Raw genomic sequence first — 15733 nt, 5'->3', positions numbered from 1 at the left:
TTTATCACGAGCAGCACATGATTATAAAGTTTTCAAATACTCAATAATTGCGAACGCACCCTGACTGTCATCGGACCAGTTAAGGCGGTAAGTTTTTTTACCTGCCACGATATCCTTGTCGTGACCTTTATTGCTCAAAGCTGCAATCGTGTTGGTCTGGAACAAATAACCTTCGTTCTGTTCGGTAGTTGGCTGTGGATTCCAGGAAAAGCCGAGATATTTCTGGTCGTAATCCAGGCGGCTTTTGATGAAGCTGGCCGGGCGTTCATTGGGTACTAACAAGTGATAAACGGTCGGTACGGTACCGTTGTGCAAATACGGTGCTTGTGCCCACACGCCGCTTAACGGACGAGCGTTGTAGCCGTGATGTTCAGCGTTGGGCGACATGAGCAGGTCTTTTTTGCCGGTTAATGAAACGCTGTCAAATGTAGCGCAGGGTTTGACGTCTTTTCCGTACAGTTGAATGGTGGTATCTGGCGAACAATTTTCATACAGCTCTTTGCGCGCGGCATAATTTAACAGTGTACCCACTACGTAAGCGCGTTTCATGCTGGTACCGAGATTGTCGTACACTTTACCGTTCTTGGGTTGATGACAATCGGCGCAATGTTCGGCAAATAATGTCTGCCCCTGTTTCGCCAGTGCGATATCGACCGCGAAAGGATAAGGGCTAGCGGGTAAGCCATCGAGCAATTCCTCGGCAAAGGCGGCCACGCGCACATCGGTTTTTTCCAGTCCTAAGGTCAGCATGGCAATCAAGTTGCGGTAGATGGGCATCGGCACATTGCCGTTCCATTGACCGCCGCCGTTGATGAGTCTTTGATGCTTCTCATCCCAACTGGCGCGGCGCTTGTCTTGCTCCCATACCGACATAAAATCAGTGATGCCCGGTTCTGGCGGCAAAATAATACCGGCGAACCACTTAACGACAGGGATATTGCGTGCACCGATATAGCCGTTGATGGCACTCAACCCGGTGGCATCAGCCATACCGGGAAAACCGGCGATCATGGCGGATTCCAGTCCTTGATAGTTTTTTGCGACCAAAGCGCCGAAACCGTCATATTCGGCTTCCGCGCGTTGCGCGAATTGTTTAATGGTTTGTTCGGCGTTTTTCTTGAACAATGTGATTTGCGCGGCTTCGTAATCAGCACCAAAGCTTCTGCCGGCAAATTGGAAATTGTTATAAAAGTAATTGGGGTTTTGTTGATGGGTTGCATCCAAAGCGCTGAGTAATTTCTGCGTCAACAACTTGTATTTGTTGTCACCGGCTTCACTCGCATAAGCTTTTTGCAAGGTTTGATACAGTTTGACGCGAAATTGTACAAGGTTGAACGTGGTATTCACGCCGCCATCCAGGTAATCCATGGTGCCGTTTTCCAGCCGCACGCGGCCGATGTGACAAGCACCGCAGGTAAAGGAAGCGTAGTCGATACTGCTGTTCGTTTCAGCTCGGGACAAACCGCTAAAACCGATACCACGTGCGATCGGATATGATTTCTGCCGCTCATCGATAAACAAACCGACAGCATCAAGGAAGTTTTCCTCGCTGCCCCACAGTTCCGGCGCCAGCTTTGGCAATAGTTTCAACGCAATATAAGGGATGCCATCCACTTCACTGAAGGCAAAATTGGCAAACCAGTCATAAGCTGTTTGGTGTGATTGAATATAGTCAGTTTTTTGTTGGGATTTTTGGAGTTGCGCTGCCGGCCAATTGTCCGGTACTGGGTTGACAAAAGCCGGTGGTAGTGGTGCTTCCAGCGGATGGGATTGACAGGCTATGAGAGTGACGGTGAACAAAGCAGCAATATAGATTTTCATAGATATTCCTTACGGTTGTTTTAGCCTGCAATTTCCAATGCGGTAGCGCTCTCGAGAGTTTGTTAATACGGTGATTGATTTGCCTGATCCGAAGTCAGTATGCCTTGAATTGCCGAGACATGGTATTCGCTACCATCCGAACCCAACCATGACCAGAGATCGAAGGTTCCTGAGGTCGCGGCATTAATGCGGTACACACCGATATTCTCATACGTGAGCGGACTTCCCATTGCGCAAACTTCCGGTGCTCCGGGTGCTTGTAGAAAATAGGCGTTGCCAGTACCCACGATTGTACTAGTCCCATACGCATCAATAAGTAAGGCTGCTGCTTCATCGACTGAAATACCACGGGGTTGATCGGACCATCCATTGGCGTAGATGCGGCACAAGAAAGCGATGTTGCGCCCCATGCGGTCACGGGTGGCGATATGTGCGTCTCCAATGGCACCTGCGAGCACTGGCAAGTTCACGACGAAATCGCGATCAAGCGTAATGTATTTGTGGAAAGGATCAGCCAGCGCCTGCTCGGATGTCACGCCTTTGTTGGCAAGCGCAGAGTATATAAATTGCGTCAGTACATCCAAGCCGGCGCTGGTTCCTCCGATCGGAACGCCTTGCACAATGCGCTCGTTGAGTGCTGCTTGCAGTGGCGTATTTTTCCAGAAATTGATGTAATCGGATTGATCGCCCCCGGCAATCCAGATTGCCTCTGCCTTATTAATCATGCTGATTACGAATTCATGGTTCGCTGCTTCTCTTGTCGGAATGATGAGTGTCGCTACCGAATTGCCGTTGGGGCAGAGTTGACGTATGTAAGGATTATAGGCGTCGGTACCGGTTGCGCGGATTACCAGAAAATCGCCGTTGTTACTCAATGTACACATCCACGTGAAAGCTTCGTCCACATCGGTGCCGCCACCCATCAACACCGTACCAGGCTGCGTTAAATGACTCACATCGCTGGTATTTCCGACACGGAAATAATCATAGGGAAGCTTTTGTTGCTTGGCTGCAAACCCAGGAACGGAAAATGTTAACAGCAGTAAAATAATCAAGTAGCGTTTCATCGGTTGCCCTTTTTAATAAAACTACGAAAGTAAGCGTACCCCATTTTTCCCATCTCATTGTATTTTATTTCTGAATTGCCAATTTTCATGGATAGTAAAGCGCAAACCCAGTTGCAACAACTCCCCCCAAGCGTCGCCCTGATCGACGCCTTTGATAATCCGGTCTATTCTTGCAGCATGTGATAATCCTTGCATCAGCGATGGTGAATGGATGCGATTGGCTGCGGCTATGATGGATTTTTGCCGATCGCCCCAGATTCTGGCTGCTTGCAGTAATTGTGCGGGTGGTTGACCACTGTTGAGTCCTTTGCGAATGACGATTAGTTGGCGGATTTGCTCGGCCAGTGTGGCAAGGATCAATAGCGGAGCGGTGCCTTCGCCTTGCAATCCGCTCAGGATACGGGTGTAGCGAATGGTGTCGGCTGTGATCATAGCGTCTGATAATTGATAGATGTCGTAACGTGCTACATTTAGCACCACGTCCTTTACTTGATCGAATGTCAGGTTGCCGGCGGGATAAAGCAGTGCGAGTTTTTGGATTTCCTGGTGCGCGGCGAGCAGATTGCCTTCCACTTGGTCTGCGAGAAATTGCAGCGTGGCGGAATCGGCTTTTTGTTGCTGCTGAGCAAGGCGCTGACCGATCCAGCCGGGCAATTGATTACGCTCGATAGGATAGACCGGAATGAGAGTGCCGGTGGTTTCAAGTGTTTTGAACCATTTGGTTGCTTGCCCCTGCTTATCTATGCGTGGCAGGGTGATGAGCGTAAGCGTGTCGGGCGGTAACGCATTGCAATAGCTTTCAATGGTTTTGCTGCCTTCTTTGCCGGGTTTGCCGGAAGGAATGCGGATATCGATGATTTTGCGATCACCAAACAAAGATAAATTATTGCCTACAGTGAGCAGATCCGACCAGTCGAAGTGCTGATCAACGGTGAACAACTCACGTTCCGTATAGCCTTGTTGGCGTGCATGCGTGCGGATTAAATCCGCTGCTTCCAGAGTCAGCAGCGGTTCGTTACCCAATAACGTGTAGAGTGGAGCCGTCTGTTTTTGCAGGTACTGGGGAAGTTGCTCGAGTTTTATCCGCATGCTGACGAGTGATTTCTTGAGGAAATAGCCAGACCAGTGCGGGTTCTAAGTGGGTATTTTAATTGCAGACAAACGCCAGAGTATTTGCTGAATCGCGTCGGCTTGCATATCTTTTTTCAACAATTGTTCCTCTGCTTCCTTGGCCAGGATTTGCGCGTCCAGGAAGGGCAGAACGCGTGTAATAGCGATTTCAGTGTTTGGCACGATTTCAATGCCCTGTGTGTCGATCACGCGATACACGACTCGATAGATCAAATTAAAGTCACGTACCCGGCCACCTCCGGATAGAGACAGAATGGCTCTTTCATTGATAGCGCTGACTATTTCCAAAGTCGCTTCAGCCTCTGCTGCACTGGCAGCCACTTTGGTAGTGGATGAAGAGCCTACCGCACGCTCAAGATCCATGCCGATAGTTTGTCCGTCCGGCGCAGAGATATAGAGAGACTTGAACGGCAATGAGGAAATCTGTCCGCGCAGCTTAAATCCACAGGCTGCTAGTAGGAACACGACTACCAGGATAAGAATTGTTTGTTTATTCAGTTTCATCGCTTGAGTAGAATCATCTATTTTTATACCACAATATTAACCAACTTGCCGGGAACGACAATGATCTTTTTGATCGTTTGTCCTTCAATAAATTTCTGTATATGTTCATTGGTCAAGGCGGCATTCTCAATGACCTCTTTTCCGGCATCTTTGGCGATATTAATCTGTCCACGTAGTTTACCATTGACCTGCACAATCAGTTTGATTTCATCCTGTACCATCGCGGCGGTATCGGCCTGCGGCCAAGGTTGGTCAAAAAGCTCGGTGCCCGGTTTGAGTTCACGCCATAGTTCATGGCAGATATGCGGAACGATCGGGGAAAGTAACAGTACGATATTTTCCAGCGCTTCCTGCATCAGATTGCGACTGGCTGGGTCGGTGGTCTGAATTTTCGCCAAACCGTTCATTAGTTCCATTACCGCCGCGATGGCGGTATTGAATGTATGGCGTCGTTCCAGGTCGTCGCTGACTTTGGCAACGGTTTGGTGTAATTGCATGCGCAGAGTTTTTAGCTCCGGCAACAATGTCTGATGCAATGTCGGATCAATCCTGACAACGCCATGCTGCAGGTGAGTATACGCCTGTTTCCATAGGCGTTTGAGAAAGCGATAGGCGCCATCGACACCGGCATCCGCCCATTCCAGCGTTTGCGTCGGTGGACTGGCAAACATCATGAACAGGCGTGCGGTATCGGCGCCGTATTCTTCCACCAGTTTTTGCGGGTCAACGCCATTATTTTTGGATTTCGACATGGTGCCGATGCCGCCGGATTCCACCGGCTGATTGTCGCTTTGCAGGACTGCGCCGCAACGCTTGCCTTGTTCGTCGTATTGAATGCTGACTTCCGACGGATTGAAATAGATGATGCGTCCGCTGTCTGGTTTGCGATAAAAAATTTCATTCAGCACCATGCCCTGCGTTAGCAGGTTGGTAAACGGTTCATCCAGAGTCAGCAAGCCAAGATCGCGCATGATCTTGCTCCAGAAGCGTGAATATAACAAATGCAGGATGGCATGTTCGATACCGCCGATGTATTGGTCGGCTGGCAGCCAATAATTAGCGCGTTCATCGGTCATGGCCTGGGTCTGATCCGGGCAGGCGTAGCGGGCGTAATACCACGACGAATCGACAAAGGTATCCATGGTATCGGTTTCCCGACGCGCAGCTTTGCCGCATTTCGGGCAGGAACATTCATAAAAGGATGGTGTTTTTGCCAACGGATTGCCCGATCCATCGGGCACCAGATCCTGCGGCAGTACCACCGGCAATTGATCATCCGGCACCGGCACTATGCCGCAGTCGGCGCAATGAATCAACGGAATCGGACAGCCCCAATAACGTTGGCGCGAAATGCCCCAGTCGCGTAGGCGGTATTGCACGCGTTTGTTGCCGAAGTTTTTTTGTTCCAGCGCTGCCGCAATGGCATTCACCGTAGCTTGAAATTCCAGTCCGGAGAATTCATCGGAATCGAAGGTTACGCCATGTTCTACATAGGCTTGCGTCAGTGGCAATTCCAGTGCACCATCCAATGGCTTGATAACCGCTTTGATTGGCAGTGAATATTTAGTGGCAAATTCAAAATCGCGTTCGTCATGCGCTGGTACTGCCATAACAGCCCCTTCGCCATAACCCATCAACACATAATTGGCGACCCATACCGGCAGTTTGTTACCATTCAATGGATGAATCACGAATAAACCGGTGTCCATGCCTTTTTTCTCTTGCGTGGCCAGATCGGCTTCTTTGGCGGATCCCAGTTTGCACTCCTGGATAAAGGCTTGCAACGCAGGGTTATTTTTGGCGGCATGCAATGCGAGCGGATGCTCAGCGGCAACAGCGACATACGTGGCGCCCATCAGCGTGTCTGCGCGGGTGGTGAATACTTTCAGGTTTTGTGGTGTACCGGATTCGGTGTCGGCAGGGAAAGTGATGTCGACGCCATAACTCTTGCCGATCCAGTTGGCCTGCATGGTTCTCACTCGTTCCGGCCAGCCGTCCAGCGTATCCAGTGCGCTCAACAATTCATCGGCGTATTGCGTGATTTTCATGTAGTACATCGGGATTTCGCGTTTTTCCACCGGTGCGCCGGTGCGCCAGCCGCAGCCGTCAATCACCTGTTCGTTGGCCAGTACCGTTTGATCAATCGGATCCCAATTCACCGTGCCGGTGGTTTGATACGCCAATCCTTTTTCCAGCATGCGCAGAAACAGCCATTGGTTCCAATGGTAATAACTCGGATCGCAGGTGGCGATCTCGCGCTCCCAGTCGATACTCAGTCCCAGGCTCTTGAGTTGCTTACGCATGTAGGCGATATTGTCGTACGTCCATTTGGCTGGGGAAACATTGTTTTGCATCGCAGCATTTTCAGCCGGCAAGCCGAATGCATCCCAGCCCATCGGCTGCAGTACGTTATAGCCCTGCATGCGGCGGTAACGCGATAACACATCGCCGATGGTGTAATTGCGTACATGTCCCATGTGCAGTTTGCCGGAGGGATACGGAAACATCGACAAGCAGTAGTATTTCGGTTTATCGGGGATTTCTATCGCTTTGAATGCCGCGGTGTGTTCCCAATAGTGCTGGGCGTTTTTCTCGATTTCCTGGGGATGATATTTCTCTTGCATGGAATTTAGCTATTTACTTTAAATAGCTAATTATACCGCGAAGTATTTGGGGGGATTATGCCGATTGTCGGGTGGATTTTGATTTGCGTCACCCGAAACGGTATTTGCTTCGTATCAGGCTGATTAATCTAGACGAAAGCCGATTTTCAGCTTTACTTGATAATGTGCAACTTTGGCATCAGCGATATGCCCGCGCATTTCCACCACTTCAAACCAATCCAAGTTACGCAGGGTCTCACCGGCTTTGGCAACTGCTTGTTGGATTGCATCATCGCTGCTTTTGGTGGATGAGCCGACGATTTCAATAATTTTATAGATATGATCACCCATTCTGAAAATCCCCTTTATTTTGTTGAAAAAAGCGTTATATCATACTTCAAGCCATTCGCAATACTAACCCTTTGTTGTGGTAACCTTGAACGAATATATGTTTATTCAATTGATTGATAGCACTGCAATAAATCAATCAAATGTGAATGGCGATGGAAAAATTTCAGTGATTGTTTTTAACGGAGTTGTTCACCATGAAGCCCAGATTGATACTTGCCTTGTTGATGATAATTTTTCTTGCTGCTTGTGCGACTACGCCAACGGGTAGAAGTCAGTTGGTTTTTATGCCGGATAGTGAGCTTGATGCCATGGGGTTGCAAGCTTTTTCAAGCATGAAAAATGAAAAGGAGATCAGCCAGAATGCGCGTGAAAGCCAGTTTGTACGTTGTGTCGCAAATGCCATTACGCACGAAGTCGGTGGAAACTGGGAAGTTGTTGTTTTTGAAGACAGTACGTTGAATGCATTCGCTTTGCCGGGCAGCAAAATCGGTGTGCATACCGGATTGGTTGATCTGGTGGATAATCAGGATCAATTGGCTTCTGTCATTGGCCATGAAGTCGGTCATGTGTTGGCCAGGCACAGTAATGAACGAATGTCGCAGAAACTGGGTGCACAAATGGGCATTTCACTCATCGCGGCGGTAGCTGCGCCGCAAACACCCATGGGCCAAACTGCGCTTAGTCTATTGGGTGTTGGCACGCAATATGGTTTGATCATGCCATTCAGCCGCTTGCATGAAAGCGAGGCGGATACCATTGGCCTCGAGTTAATGGCAAAAGCCGGATTCAATCCTGCTGAAAGCATTACGTTATGGCAGAAAATGGCGCAAGCCAGTCAGGGTGAGCAACCCGCAGAATTCTTGTCGACTCACCCATCTCATGAGACCCGTATTGACGACTTGCGGAAACACTTGCCAAAAGCGACAAAACTGATGCAACAGGCGCATGCTGCTGGCAAGAAACCGAATTGTTCGAAGTAGTTATTATTCGCTGGGTTTCGGTTCATCCGCCGGAAAATCCAATTCGACTTTTGCGCCGTCTGGGTCGTGAAAAAATAACTGCCAAATTTCCAGATCCTTCAGACGGTGTAATTCATAGTGGATACCTTGCTGTTTTAAGGTGTTGACCACTGCTTGTAAATTGGATGCGGTAAAAGCCATATGATCGATTACACCCGCTGCGTTTTTCGGCATTGGTTTGCCCGCCATAATATGCAATATCGCCTGATTCCCGACATACAGCCATGCACCCGGGAAAGTAAAAGGCGGACGATAGCCCTCTGTTAGTCCAAGCACATTGATATAAAAAGCCTTGCTTCTTTCAAGATCACTGCTTAATACAGTGAAATGGTTCATACCTGCGATCGCCATTTTGCTGTTTTCCTGCTGAAAAATAGTTTATAGCATGATTTTTTGATTATGCAGTAGTTTTCCTCGCGATAAACAAAAGCATTCACAATTGGGTGTAGAAAGATGACGACATGGTTGAATGAGGATTGGTTAAGAATAGACTGCCAAGAGTAATCAAATTCCTATATGGCGCTATTGGATGTTTGCCACACAGACCGTATTTGCAATATGAAGAAGTGAATTTAAAAACAGGTTGACTGGATTTGATTGATAAAGTTATTGGTTGCTGTTTGCTTGCAAGAACGATTAATTATATTCGCATATATAGTTTGTTGGTTGTTTTTTTTATCGCTGACTAATAATTTCATTAAAATTTTAAAATCTGCTAAAGAAAATATTTTCATTTGTCGTAAGAAAAAACCTACTTTCTATGTGGGCGAAACAGATTATAAGTGTAAATCAATTAGTGATCTGCTAGCGATGGATATAGATACCGAGGTGTCGGTTCGATCAATTCTTTAATGCGCGAATAAGCGCTTTGCCAGGTTGCCATAATTAGGTGATAACACAGATAACTGGGCTTTGATAGCAAAAATAGGGATGCAAAAACTATGTTACAGAAGCATGCAGCACATAAGATTACTGAGAAGGTTACCGAATCATCCAGCTCAGTAATCAGTCGTATGGCCAACGAATTTTTAACTTTTCGTCTAGGCGAAGAAGAATATGGAATCGAAATACTTAAAGTACAAGAGATCCGTGGTTATGACTCCATTACTCAAATTGCCAATGCACCGGAATTTATTAAGGGGGTTATGAATTTGCGGGGAATCATCGTGCCGATTATTGATATGAGGATCAAATTCAATCTGGGTAACGTGGATTACGATCAATTTACCGTGATAATTATTTTAAATGTAGCTGGGCGAGTCATGGGGATAGTGGTGGATGGCGTATCTGATGTGATCAGTCTGGAAGCGGAACAAATTCGTCCTGCGCCGGAATTTGGGTCAGTCACTGATATGCAATACATCATGGGGCTTGGGACAGCCGATGAGAGGATGCTGATATTAATCAATATCGAAAAGCTGATGAGCGGTAACGATATGGGGTTCATTGATCAAGGGATGAGTTAACGAGCAGTTGTTTCTAGATAAGAAATATTAAAGGAGATTCTAATGTTTAATAATTTATCAATAAAATCTAGATTGGTGTTTGTAATTGGTTTTTTATCTGTATTGTTGATAGGTATTGGTAGCTTAGGGTTATATGGTATTCATCAATCTAATGCTGGATTAAAGTCAATTTATGAAGATCGCCTGGTTCCATCGGTGCAACTGGGATTGATTTTGGATGTTTGGTACCAAGTTCGAGAGAACGCGAGAAATGGAGCTGAATCGAACAATACTGCGACTGCAAGAGCATTGGGAGAGGTAACGCATAAGCTAGTTAAGCAGAATGAAGGTGTTTGGGCGAAATATTTGGCAACCCAATTGACGCCTGAAGAAGAAAAACTGAGTAAAATTAAAGGCGAACAGCACGTACAGTATGTAAGCTCCATGAATCGAACCTTTCAATTAGCATCAGCGGGGGAATTTGAAGCTGCCCTGCAGAATCTCTCGACAGATACCGTGCCAAAATTTAATGTACTGCGCGATACTGTATTCGCCTTATTAGATTTGCAAGGAGCAATTGCGGCTAAGGAAAACACTAATGCCCAGAGTCATTACGAAAGTATTTTTATGATTTCAATGATCATCATGACGCTGGGTGTTTTACTGGCAGTCGTTGTTGGATTTTTACTAGTGCGAGCGATTGTTGCACCGCTGAACGAAGCAATTGTTGTGGCCAACGCAGTAGCATCGGGTGATTTGACTAGTCGGATTGAAATCAATTCAACCAATGAAACAGGGCGTTTGCTTCAAGCGTTGAAAACAATGAACGATAATCTGGTGGATCTGGTGGGTAAAGTGCGTATGGGTACAGACTCTATCACAACCGCGTCGAGCGAAATCGCTTCAGGCAATACCGATCTGAGTCAACGGACTGAAGAGCAGGCATCCAGCCTGGAAGAAACAGCTTCTTCCATGGAAGAACTGACTTCTACAGTGAAGCAAAATGCGGATAACGCTCGTCAAGCTAATCAGTTGGCAGCGGGCGCTTCTGAAGTTGCAGTGAGAGGTGGCGCGGTGGTTGGTCAAGTGGTGCAAACCATGAGTTCCATCAACGAAAGCTCCAAGAAGATTGTTGATATTATCAGTGTCATTGACGGAATTGCATTCCAGACCAATATCCTGGCATTAAATGCAGCTGTAGAAGCTGCACGCGCAGGTGAGCAGGGGCGCGGCTTTGCGGTAGTAGCAACCGAAGTTCGTACATTGGCACAACGCTCTGCAGCGGCAGCGAAAGAGATCAAAGAACTGATCAGTGACTCCGTGAGCAAAGTGGAAGATGGTACGAAACTGGTTGATGAAGCGGGTGCTACCATGAATGAAATTGTCAGTGCTGTGAAACGCGTGACAGACATTATGAGTGAAATATCTGCAGCTTCACAAGAACAACGCTCAGGTATCGAACAGGTTAATCAGGCCGTGACACAGATGGATGAAGCTACTCAACAAAATGCAACGCTGATGGAAGAAGCGGCAGCGGCAGCCGAATCCATGCAGGAACAAGCACAGGCGTTAACTCACGCAGTGAGTGCATTTAGGCTGTCGGGTGGCAGCAGCAATATCACCTCAACGCCCATTAAAAGAAGCAATCGTTCTGCAACAGTTGCCAAGTTACCTATTCGTAGATCTGCCACTAAGAAGGTTTTGGTGACTGCAAATCAGGATTCTCCATCTGTACCAGTGCAATCACGAAAAATTGTCGCTGGCGGCGGTGACTGGGAAGAATTTTAAGTTATTGCATACTCAAACCAAACAGTTTCCGGAAAACCCGAGGCGGTTCAAACTGGGTTGTCCGGTCTTATTTGATCAGGTCGGTTAGTCGTACTGGACTGATTGTGACCGTGCAAGGCTCTATTTTAATATAATTCCTACTACTTGAAGTCTAAATCTCCTAATGAAAAATAGGAATGAGACGACGCGATATATTTTCTTGTGTTCCGTAGAAACACACCTCACTTCAGCACAATTTTAGAAGTATAGCGTATGAAATAAATCAGTCATTAAGATGGTTCTCATAAAGATGAATATTGATGTTGAAATCACCTCAACTATACATCTCTAAGACATAGCACGATAACTCAATGTTTTTATCAGATTCCAGTAAAGAAAAATTGATAGTGCATGGGGTATACAGTTGATTGGGGTTTTATATAACAAACAAGAGGAGCATGAATCATGTTGCAGGAGCAGACAACAAATATGACCACAGAGCCATCTGGTTCAATGGCCAATGAGTTTCTGACCTTTCGTTTAGGAGAGGAGGAATATGGAATCGAGATACTCAAAGTACAAGAGATTCGTGGTTATGACTCGATCACCCAAATTGCCAATGCACCGGAGTTTATCAAGGGTGTTGTGAATCTGCGTGGGATTATCGTACCGATTATTGATTTGAGGATCAAATTCAGGCTGGGAGATGCGAGTTATGATCAGTTTACGGTGGTGATTATTTTAAATGTAGCTGGTCGGGTGATGGGGATCGTGGTGGACGGTGTATCGGATGTGATCAGTCTTGAAGCGGATCAGATGCATCCGACGCCGGGATTTGGCTCGGTGATTGATACGGAATATATCATGGGATTGGGAACGGTGGATGAGCGGATGTTGATATTGATTGATATCGAGAAGCTGATAGGTAGCAGTGATATGGGTTTGATTGATCAGAGTATTAATTGACGAGAACGGTTTTTTGAATAAAAAGGTTTAAAGGAGATTCTAATGTTTAATAATGTATCGATAAAATCGCGATTGGTGTTGGTAATTGGTTTGTTATCTGTACTGTTGATAGGCATTGGTGGTTTAGGACTGTATGGTATTAATCAATCCAATAAGGGATTAAAGTCACTCTATGAAGATCGTTTGATTCCATCAGTACAACTGGGATCGATCCTGGATGTTTGGTACCAGATTCGAGAAAACGCGAGAAATGCGACTGAAGCAAAGAATGTTGCTACTGCAAAAGCACTGGGAGAGGAGGCGAATAAATTAGTTAAGCAGAATGAAGGAGTTTGGGCGAAATATTTGGCGACTTACTTGACGCCTGAAGAAATAGTACTTACCAAGACTAAAGGTGAGCAGTACGTACAATATGTGAATTCAATGAATCGAACCATTCAATTAGCATCAATGGGAGGATTTGAAGCTGCGGCGCAAAGTCTTGCGACAGATACCGTGCCGAAGTTTAATGTACTGCGTGATACCTTATTCGCTTTACTTGATTTGCAAAGAGCTGTTTCTGAGAAGGAAAATGCCATCGCCCAAAGTCATTATGAGAGTATTTTGATGATTTCAGTAATCACAATAGCCCTGGGTGTTCTGCTGGCGGCTATAGCTGGCTTCTTACTGATACGGGCAATTGTTGCTCCGCTAAATGAAGCAATTGCGGTTGCTAATGCGGTGGCATCCGGTGATCTGACTAGCCGTATCGACGTGAATTCAACCAATGAAACCGGTTGCTTGTTGCAAGCACTGAAACTTATGAATGATAACCTAGTTGATTTGGTGAGTAAAGTGCGTATGAGTACAGATCAAATTGCAACGGCTTCAGGTGAAATTGCTTCGGGTAATTTAGATCTAAGTCAACGTACTGAAGAGCAAGCCTCCAACCTGGAAGAAACCGCATCTTCCATGGAAGAGCTTACTTCAACAGTACGACAAAATGCAGATAATGCTCGTCAAGCCACCCAGCTGGCGGCCGGTGCATCTGAGGTTGCGGTAAAAGGCGGTGCAGTGGTTGGGCAAGTAGTACAGACCATGAGCTCTATTAACGAGAGCTCGAAGAAGATTGTTGATATTATTAGCGTTATTGATGGTATTGCATTCCAGACCAATATTCTGGCATTAAATGCGGCTGTAGAAGCTGCACGAGCAGGTGAGCAAGGGCGTGGTTTCGCAGTAGTTGCAACAGAGGTACGTACACTGGCGCAGCGTTCTGCAGCTGCTGCCAAAGAAATCAAAGAGTTGATTAGTGATTCTGTCAGTAAAGTTGAAGACGGTACTCGATTGGTTGATGAAGCTGGTGCAACTATGGATGAGATTGTCAGTGCTGTTAAACGAGTAACCGATATTATGAGTGAGATTTCTGCAGCCTCACAGGAGCAGAGTTCAGGTATTGAACAGGTTAATCAGGCCGTGACACAGATGGATGAAGTGACACAACAAAATGCAGCACTAGTGGAAGAAGCTGCGGCAGCGGCTGAATCTATGCAGGATCAAGCGCAGGCGCTCACGCAAGCGGTAACGATTTTTAAATTGTCTAACAGCAACCATTCCGCCGCGACTCCGCTTAAACGAAGTAATCGTTCCTCTTCTGTAGCTAAACTACCAAATCGTGGTTCCGCAACTAAGAAGCTTGTGGTGAATTCAGCTGCAAGTTCTGCATCTGCATCGGTACAACCGCGTAAAGTTGCAACAGGTGGCGGGGGAGATGAGTGGGAGGAATTTTAATTAGTCGGTCCTGCAAAATTCACTTAACTCTGGAGGGAGCTTGTATACAAACAAACTTTGCAGATATATGGTTGTTTTTCCCGAAAGAGGTTAGTCAGTCGAAGCATAACAAAGGCAATAAAATGTATTAGTTCCGATTTGATCTGACACATCACTTGCAAAAGTGAGAGTTACCGGTTCCGATAAAGGTATCGAATCTTAAGAACGACTAACCCGGTTGAATCTGTGTTTGCCACTGCCAGATTGAGAACAGCCAAGACTAAAAATTGCGGCAGCCGGACAACAACGCTGGCTATGGCGTTCAAGTTTGGGGGGTAGATATACCCGGGGTAGGATGTGCTAGGAAAAAATGTCACAATTCTTGTAGCGTATACTTTGCGGGGTATGCTAACTTCTCCCAAAACGCCGTACACTTTTTGGAAGAGCCTTAAATTTAGTGGGATTAACTACCTTATCACAGCCAATCTGCCGTTACCCAATCGCTTGAGTAAACTCACATAAGCATTGATTTCTTTACGAATAACATTATTAGGCAGCATTGCTTTAGTGACCACGACACAACCCAACTGTGGATGCATTCTAATTACACCTTTCCGATCAATCACAAAATCTGCCTGTCGCCATCGCTATATCGTCGCCCAACTAAAAATGACTTGATCGACAATTGGTCTATTCAGTTAGGTACGACACAAATAAAATGATATTGCTTTAAGTTTTTTTCTTTCTCGATTAAAAGCTTATTAAAGCCCTTGAGGATTCATCCGTATTAATTGAGTGTTATTTCGGAAGATTCCTGAAGGAAATTGGATGAGCAAAATTGTTGATCTGGAAAAATTATTTCATCGCAATAAAGATCGTATCAAAGACTTAGGCGAAGTTTTTACACCTATATCTTGTGTAGAGAGCATGTTAAACCTGCTCGCCAAAGATAATCGGAGTCTGTGGTCGGACGAAGAAATTTCTTTTTTTGAACCCTGCGCAGGCCACGGGAATATCGTCATTCCAATTTACAAAAGACGGCTTGAAGGAATTTATAAAAAAGCGGCGGATCAAGGTTTGAGCGGCAAAACCTCAGGGGCTCCATTCTATGCCGTTACCAATGCTCTTAATACATTGATATTGATCCTAAAAATGTTGAGTGTACGTCGTCAAAGCAATGTGGACTAATGGGTGACTGAATTAAGAGACGCATTATGTTGACACCGATCGAAACTTGACACTAAAAGCCTAGTTGTACCGGTTGAAAACTGACCAGGTAATTCACGTATCTTGCCTAAATTTTAGGCGGG

Annotated in this window: 14 protein-coding genes; 6 read left to right on the top strand and 8 right to left on the bottom strand. The window is 46.2% G+C overall.

Annotation, left to right across the window (positions count from 1 at the left end):
- Positions 1–21: 21 nt before the first annotated feature.
- From C8R34_RS06215 to C8R34_RS06190, 6 genes are all read right to left on the bottom strand, one after another.
- Positions 22–1821 carry a cytochrome C gene (locus C8R34_RS06215; protein WP_110338900.1) on the bottom strand — a complete coding sequence of 600 codons (1800 nt, stop codon included), beginning with the start codon at positions 1819–1821 and terminating at the stop codon, positions 22–24.
- A 62-nt stretch (positions 1822–1883) separates the two neighbouring features.
- Positions 1884–2888 (bottom strand): cyanophycinase, encoded by a 1005-nt coding sequence (locus tag C8R34_RS06210; RefSeq protein WP_110338898.1) that lies wholly within the window; start codon positions 2886–2888, stop codon positions 1884–1886.
- 54 nt (positions 2889–2942) lie between these two features.
- On the bottom strand, positions 2943–3977 hold the full coding sequence (holA, locus tag C8R34_RS06205) for a DNA polymerase III subunit delta (protein WP_110338895.1): 1035 nt from the start codon (positions 3975–3977) through the stop codon (positions 2943–2945).
- Positions 3978–4022: 45 nt separating this feature from the next.
- Positions 4023–4523: an LPS assembly lipoprotein LptE gene (gene lptE, locus C8R34_RS06200; protein WP_110338893.1), complete on the bottom strand. Its 501-nt coding sequence runs from the start codon at positions 4521–4523 to the stop codon at positions 4023–4025.
- Positions 4524–4546: 23 nt separating this feature from the next.
- Positions 4547–7147, bottom strand: coding sequence for a leucine--tRNA ligase (leuS, locus tag C8R34_RS06195; protein ID WP_110338891.1), 2601 nt, complete (start codon positions 7145–7147; stop codon positions 4547–4549).
- A 123-nt stretch (positions 7148–7270) separates the two neighbouring features.
- Positions 7271–7477, bottom strand: coding sequence for a dodecin (locus C8R34_RS06190; RefSeq protein WP_110338889.1), 207 nt, complete (start codon positions 7475–7477; stop codon positions 7271–7273).
- 194 nt (positions 7478–7671) lie between these two features.
- Between C8R34_RS06190 and C8R34_RS06185 the strand changes: the two genes are divergently transcribed.
- Positions 7672–8457 (top strand): M48 family metallopeptidase, encoded by a 786-nt coding sequence (locus C8R34_RS06185; protein WP_110338887.1) that lies wholly within the window; start codon positions 7672–7674, stop codon positions 8455–8457.
- Between the two features lie 3 nt (positions 8458–8460).
- Here C8R34_RS06185 and C8R34_RS06180 read toward each other — a convergent pair whose 3' ends face one another.
- Positions 8461–8832 (bottom strand): VOC family protein, encoded by a 372-nt coding sequence (locus C8R34_RS06180; RefSeq protein WP_258364386.1) that lies wholly within the window; start codon positions 8830–8832, stop codon positions 8461–8463.
- A gap of 605 nt (positions 8833–9437) precedes the next feature.
- Between C8R34_RS06180 and C8R34_RS06175 the strand changes: the two genes are divergently transcribed.
- The 4 genes from C8R34_RS06175 (at position 9438) to C8R34_RS06160 (ending at position 14444) form a co-directional block, all read left to right on the top strand.
- Entirely contained in the window at positions 9438–9962 is a 525-nt protein-coding gene (locus tag C8R34_RS06175; RefSeq protein WP_110338883.1) for a chemotaxis protein CheW, read from the top strand.
- A gap of 42 nt (positions 9963–10004) precedes the next feature.
- On the top strand, positions 10005–11729 hold the full coding sequence (locus C8R34_RS06170) for a methyl-accepting chemotaxis protein (protein WP_110338881.1): 1725 nt from the start codon (positions 10005–10007) through the stop codon (positions 11727–11729).
- A 444-nt stretch (positions 11730–12173) separates the two neighbouring features.
- Complete coding sequence (locus C8R34_RS06165) at positions 12174–12674, top strand: chemotaxis protein CheW (protein ID WP_110338879.1); 501 nt, start codon at positions 12174–12176, stop codon at positions 12672–12674.
- A 42-nt stretch (positions 12675–12716) separates the two neighbouring features.
- Positions 12717–14444: a methyl-accepting chemotaxis protein gene (locus C8R34_RS06160; protein ID WP_110338877.1), complete on the top strand. Its 1728-nt coding sequence runs from the start codon at positions 12717–12719 to the stop codon at positions 14442–14444.
- 446 nt (positions 14445–14890) lie between these two features.
- Here C8R34_RS06160 and C8R34_RS16915 read toward each other — a convergent pair whose 3' ends face one another.
- On the bottom strand, positions 14891–15022 hold the full coding sequence (locus C8R34_RS16915) for a hypothetical protein (protein ID WP_258364385.1): 132 nt from the start codon (positions 15020–15022) through the stop codon (positions 14891–14893).
- A 229-nt stretch (positions 15023–15251) separates the two neighbouring features.
- Between C8R34_RS16915 and C8R34_RS06155 the strand changes: the two genes are divergently transcribed.
- Positions 15252–15611, top strand: coding sequence for a hypothetical protein (locus tag C8R34_RS06155; protein ID WP_110338875.1), 360 nt, complete (start codon positions 15252–15254; stop codon positions 15609–15611).
- Positions 15612–15733 lie beyond the last annotated feature (122 nt).

This window comes from Nitrosomonas sp. Nm84 (assembly GCF_003201565.1).
Lineage (GTDB): Bacteria > Pseudomonadota > Gammaproteobacteria > Burkholderiales > Nitrosomonadaceae > Nitrosomonas.
Note: the sequence above shows the minus strand (reverse complement) of the source record. Positions and strands in the feature narration are given on the sequence as shown.

What these genes read in the sequence shown, in the direction of transcription:
- C8R34_RS06210 (WP_110338898.1), bottom strand. Translation starts at nt 2,888, where the DNA reads ATGAAACGCTACTTGATTATTTTACTGCTGTTAACATTTTCCGTTCCT.
- holA (WP_110338895.1), bottom strand. Translation starts at nt 3,977, where the DNA reads ATGCGGATAAAACTCGAGCAACTTCCCCAGTACCTGCAAAAACAGACG.
- C8R34_RS16915 (WP_258364385.1), bottom strand. Translation starts at nt 15,022, where the DNA reads ATGCATCCACAGTTGGGTTGTGTCGTGGTCACTAAAGCAATGCTGCCT.
- C8R34_RS06165 (WP_110338879.1), top strand. Translation starts at nt 12,174, where the DNA reads ATGTTGCAGGAGCAGACAACAAATATGACCACAGAGCCATCTGGTTCA.
- C8R34_RS06160 (WP_110338877.1), top strand. Translation starts at nt 12,717, where the DNA reads ATGTTTAATAATGTATCGATAAAATCGCGATTGGTGTTGGTAATTGGT.
- C8R34_RS06215 (WP_110338900.1), bottom strand. Translation starts at nt 1,821, where the DNA reads ATGAAAATCTATATTGCTGCTTTGTTCACCGTCACTCTCATAGCCTGT.
- C8R34_RS06155 (WP_110338875.1), top strand. Translation starts at nt 15,252, where the DNA reads ATGAGCAAAATTGTTGATCTGGAAAAATTATTTCATCGCAATAAAGAT.
- C8R34_RS06180 (WP_258364386.1), bottom strand. Translation starts at nt 8,832, where the DNA reads ATGAACCATTTCACTGTATTAAGCAGTGATCTTGAAAGAAGCAAGGCT.
- C8R34_RS06170 (WP_110338881.1), top strand. Translation starts at nt 10,005, where the DNA reads ATGTTTAATAATTTATCAATAAAATCTAGATTGGTGTTTGTAATTGGT.
- lptE (WP_110338893.1), bottom strand. Translation starts at nt 4,523, where the DNA reads ATGAAACTGAATAAACAAACAATTCTTATCCTGGTAGTCGTGTTCCTA.
- C8R34_RS06175 (WP_110338883.1), top strand. Translation starts at nt 9,438, where the DNA reads ATGTTACAGAAGCATGCAGCACATAAGATTACTGAGAAGGTTACCGAA.
- C8R34_RS06190 (WP_110338889.1), bottom strand. Translation starts at nt 7,477, where the DNA reads ATGGGTGATCATATCTATAAAATTATTGAAATCGTCGGCTCATCCACC.
- C8R34_RS06185 (WP_110338887.1), top strand. Translation starts at nt 7,672, where the DNA reads ATGAAGCCCAGATTGATACTTGCCTTGTTGATGATAATTTTTCTTGCT.
- leuS (WP_110338891.1), bottom strand. Translation starts at nt 7,147, where the DNA reads ATGCAAGAGAAATATCATCCCCAGGAAATCGAGAAAAACGCCCAGCAC.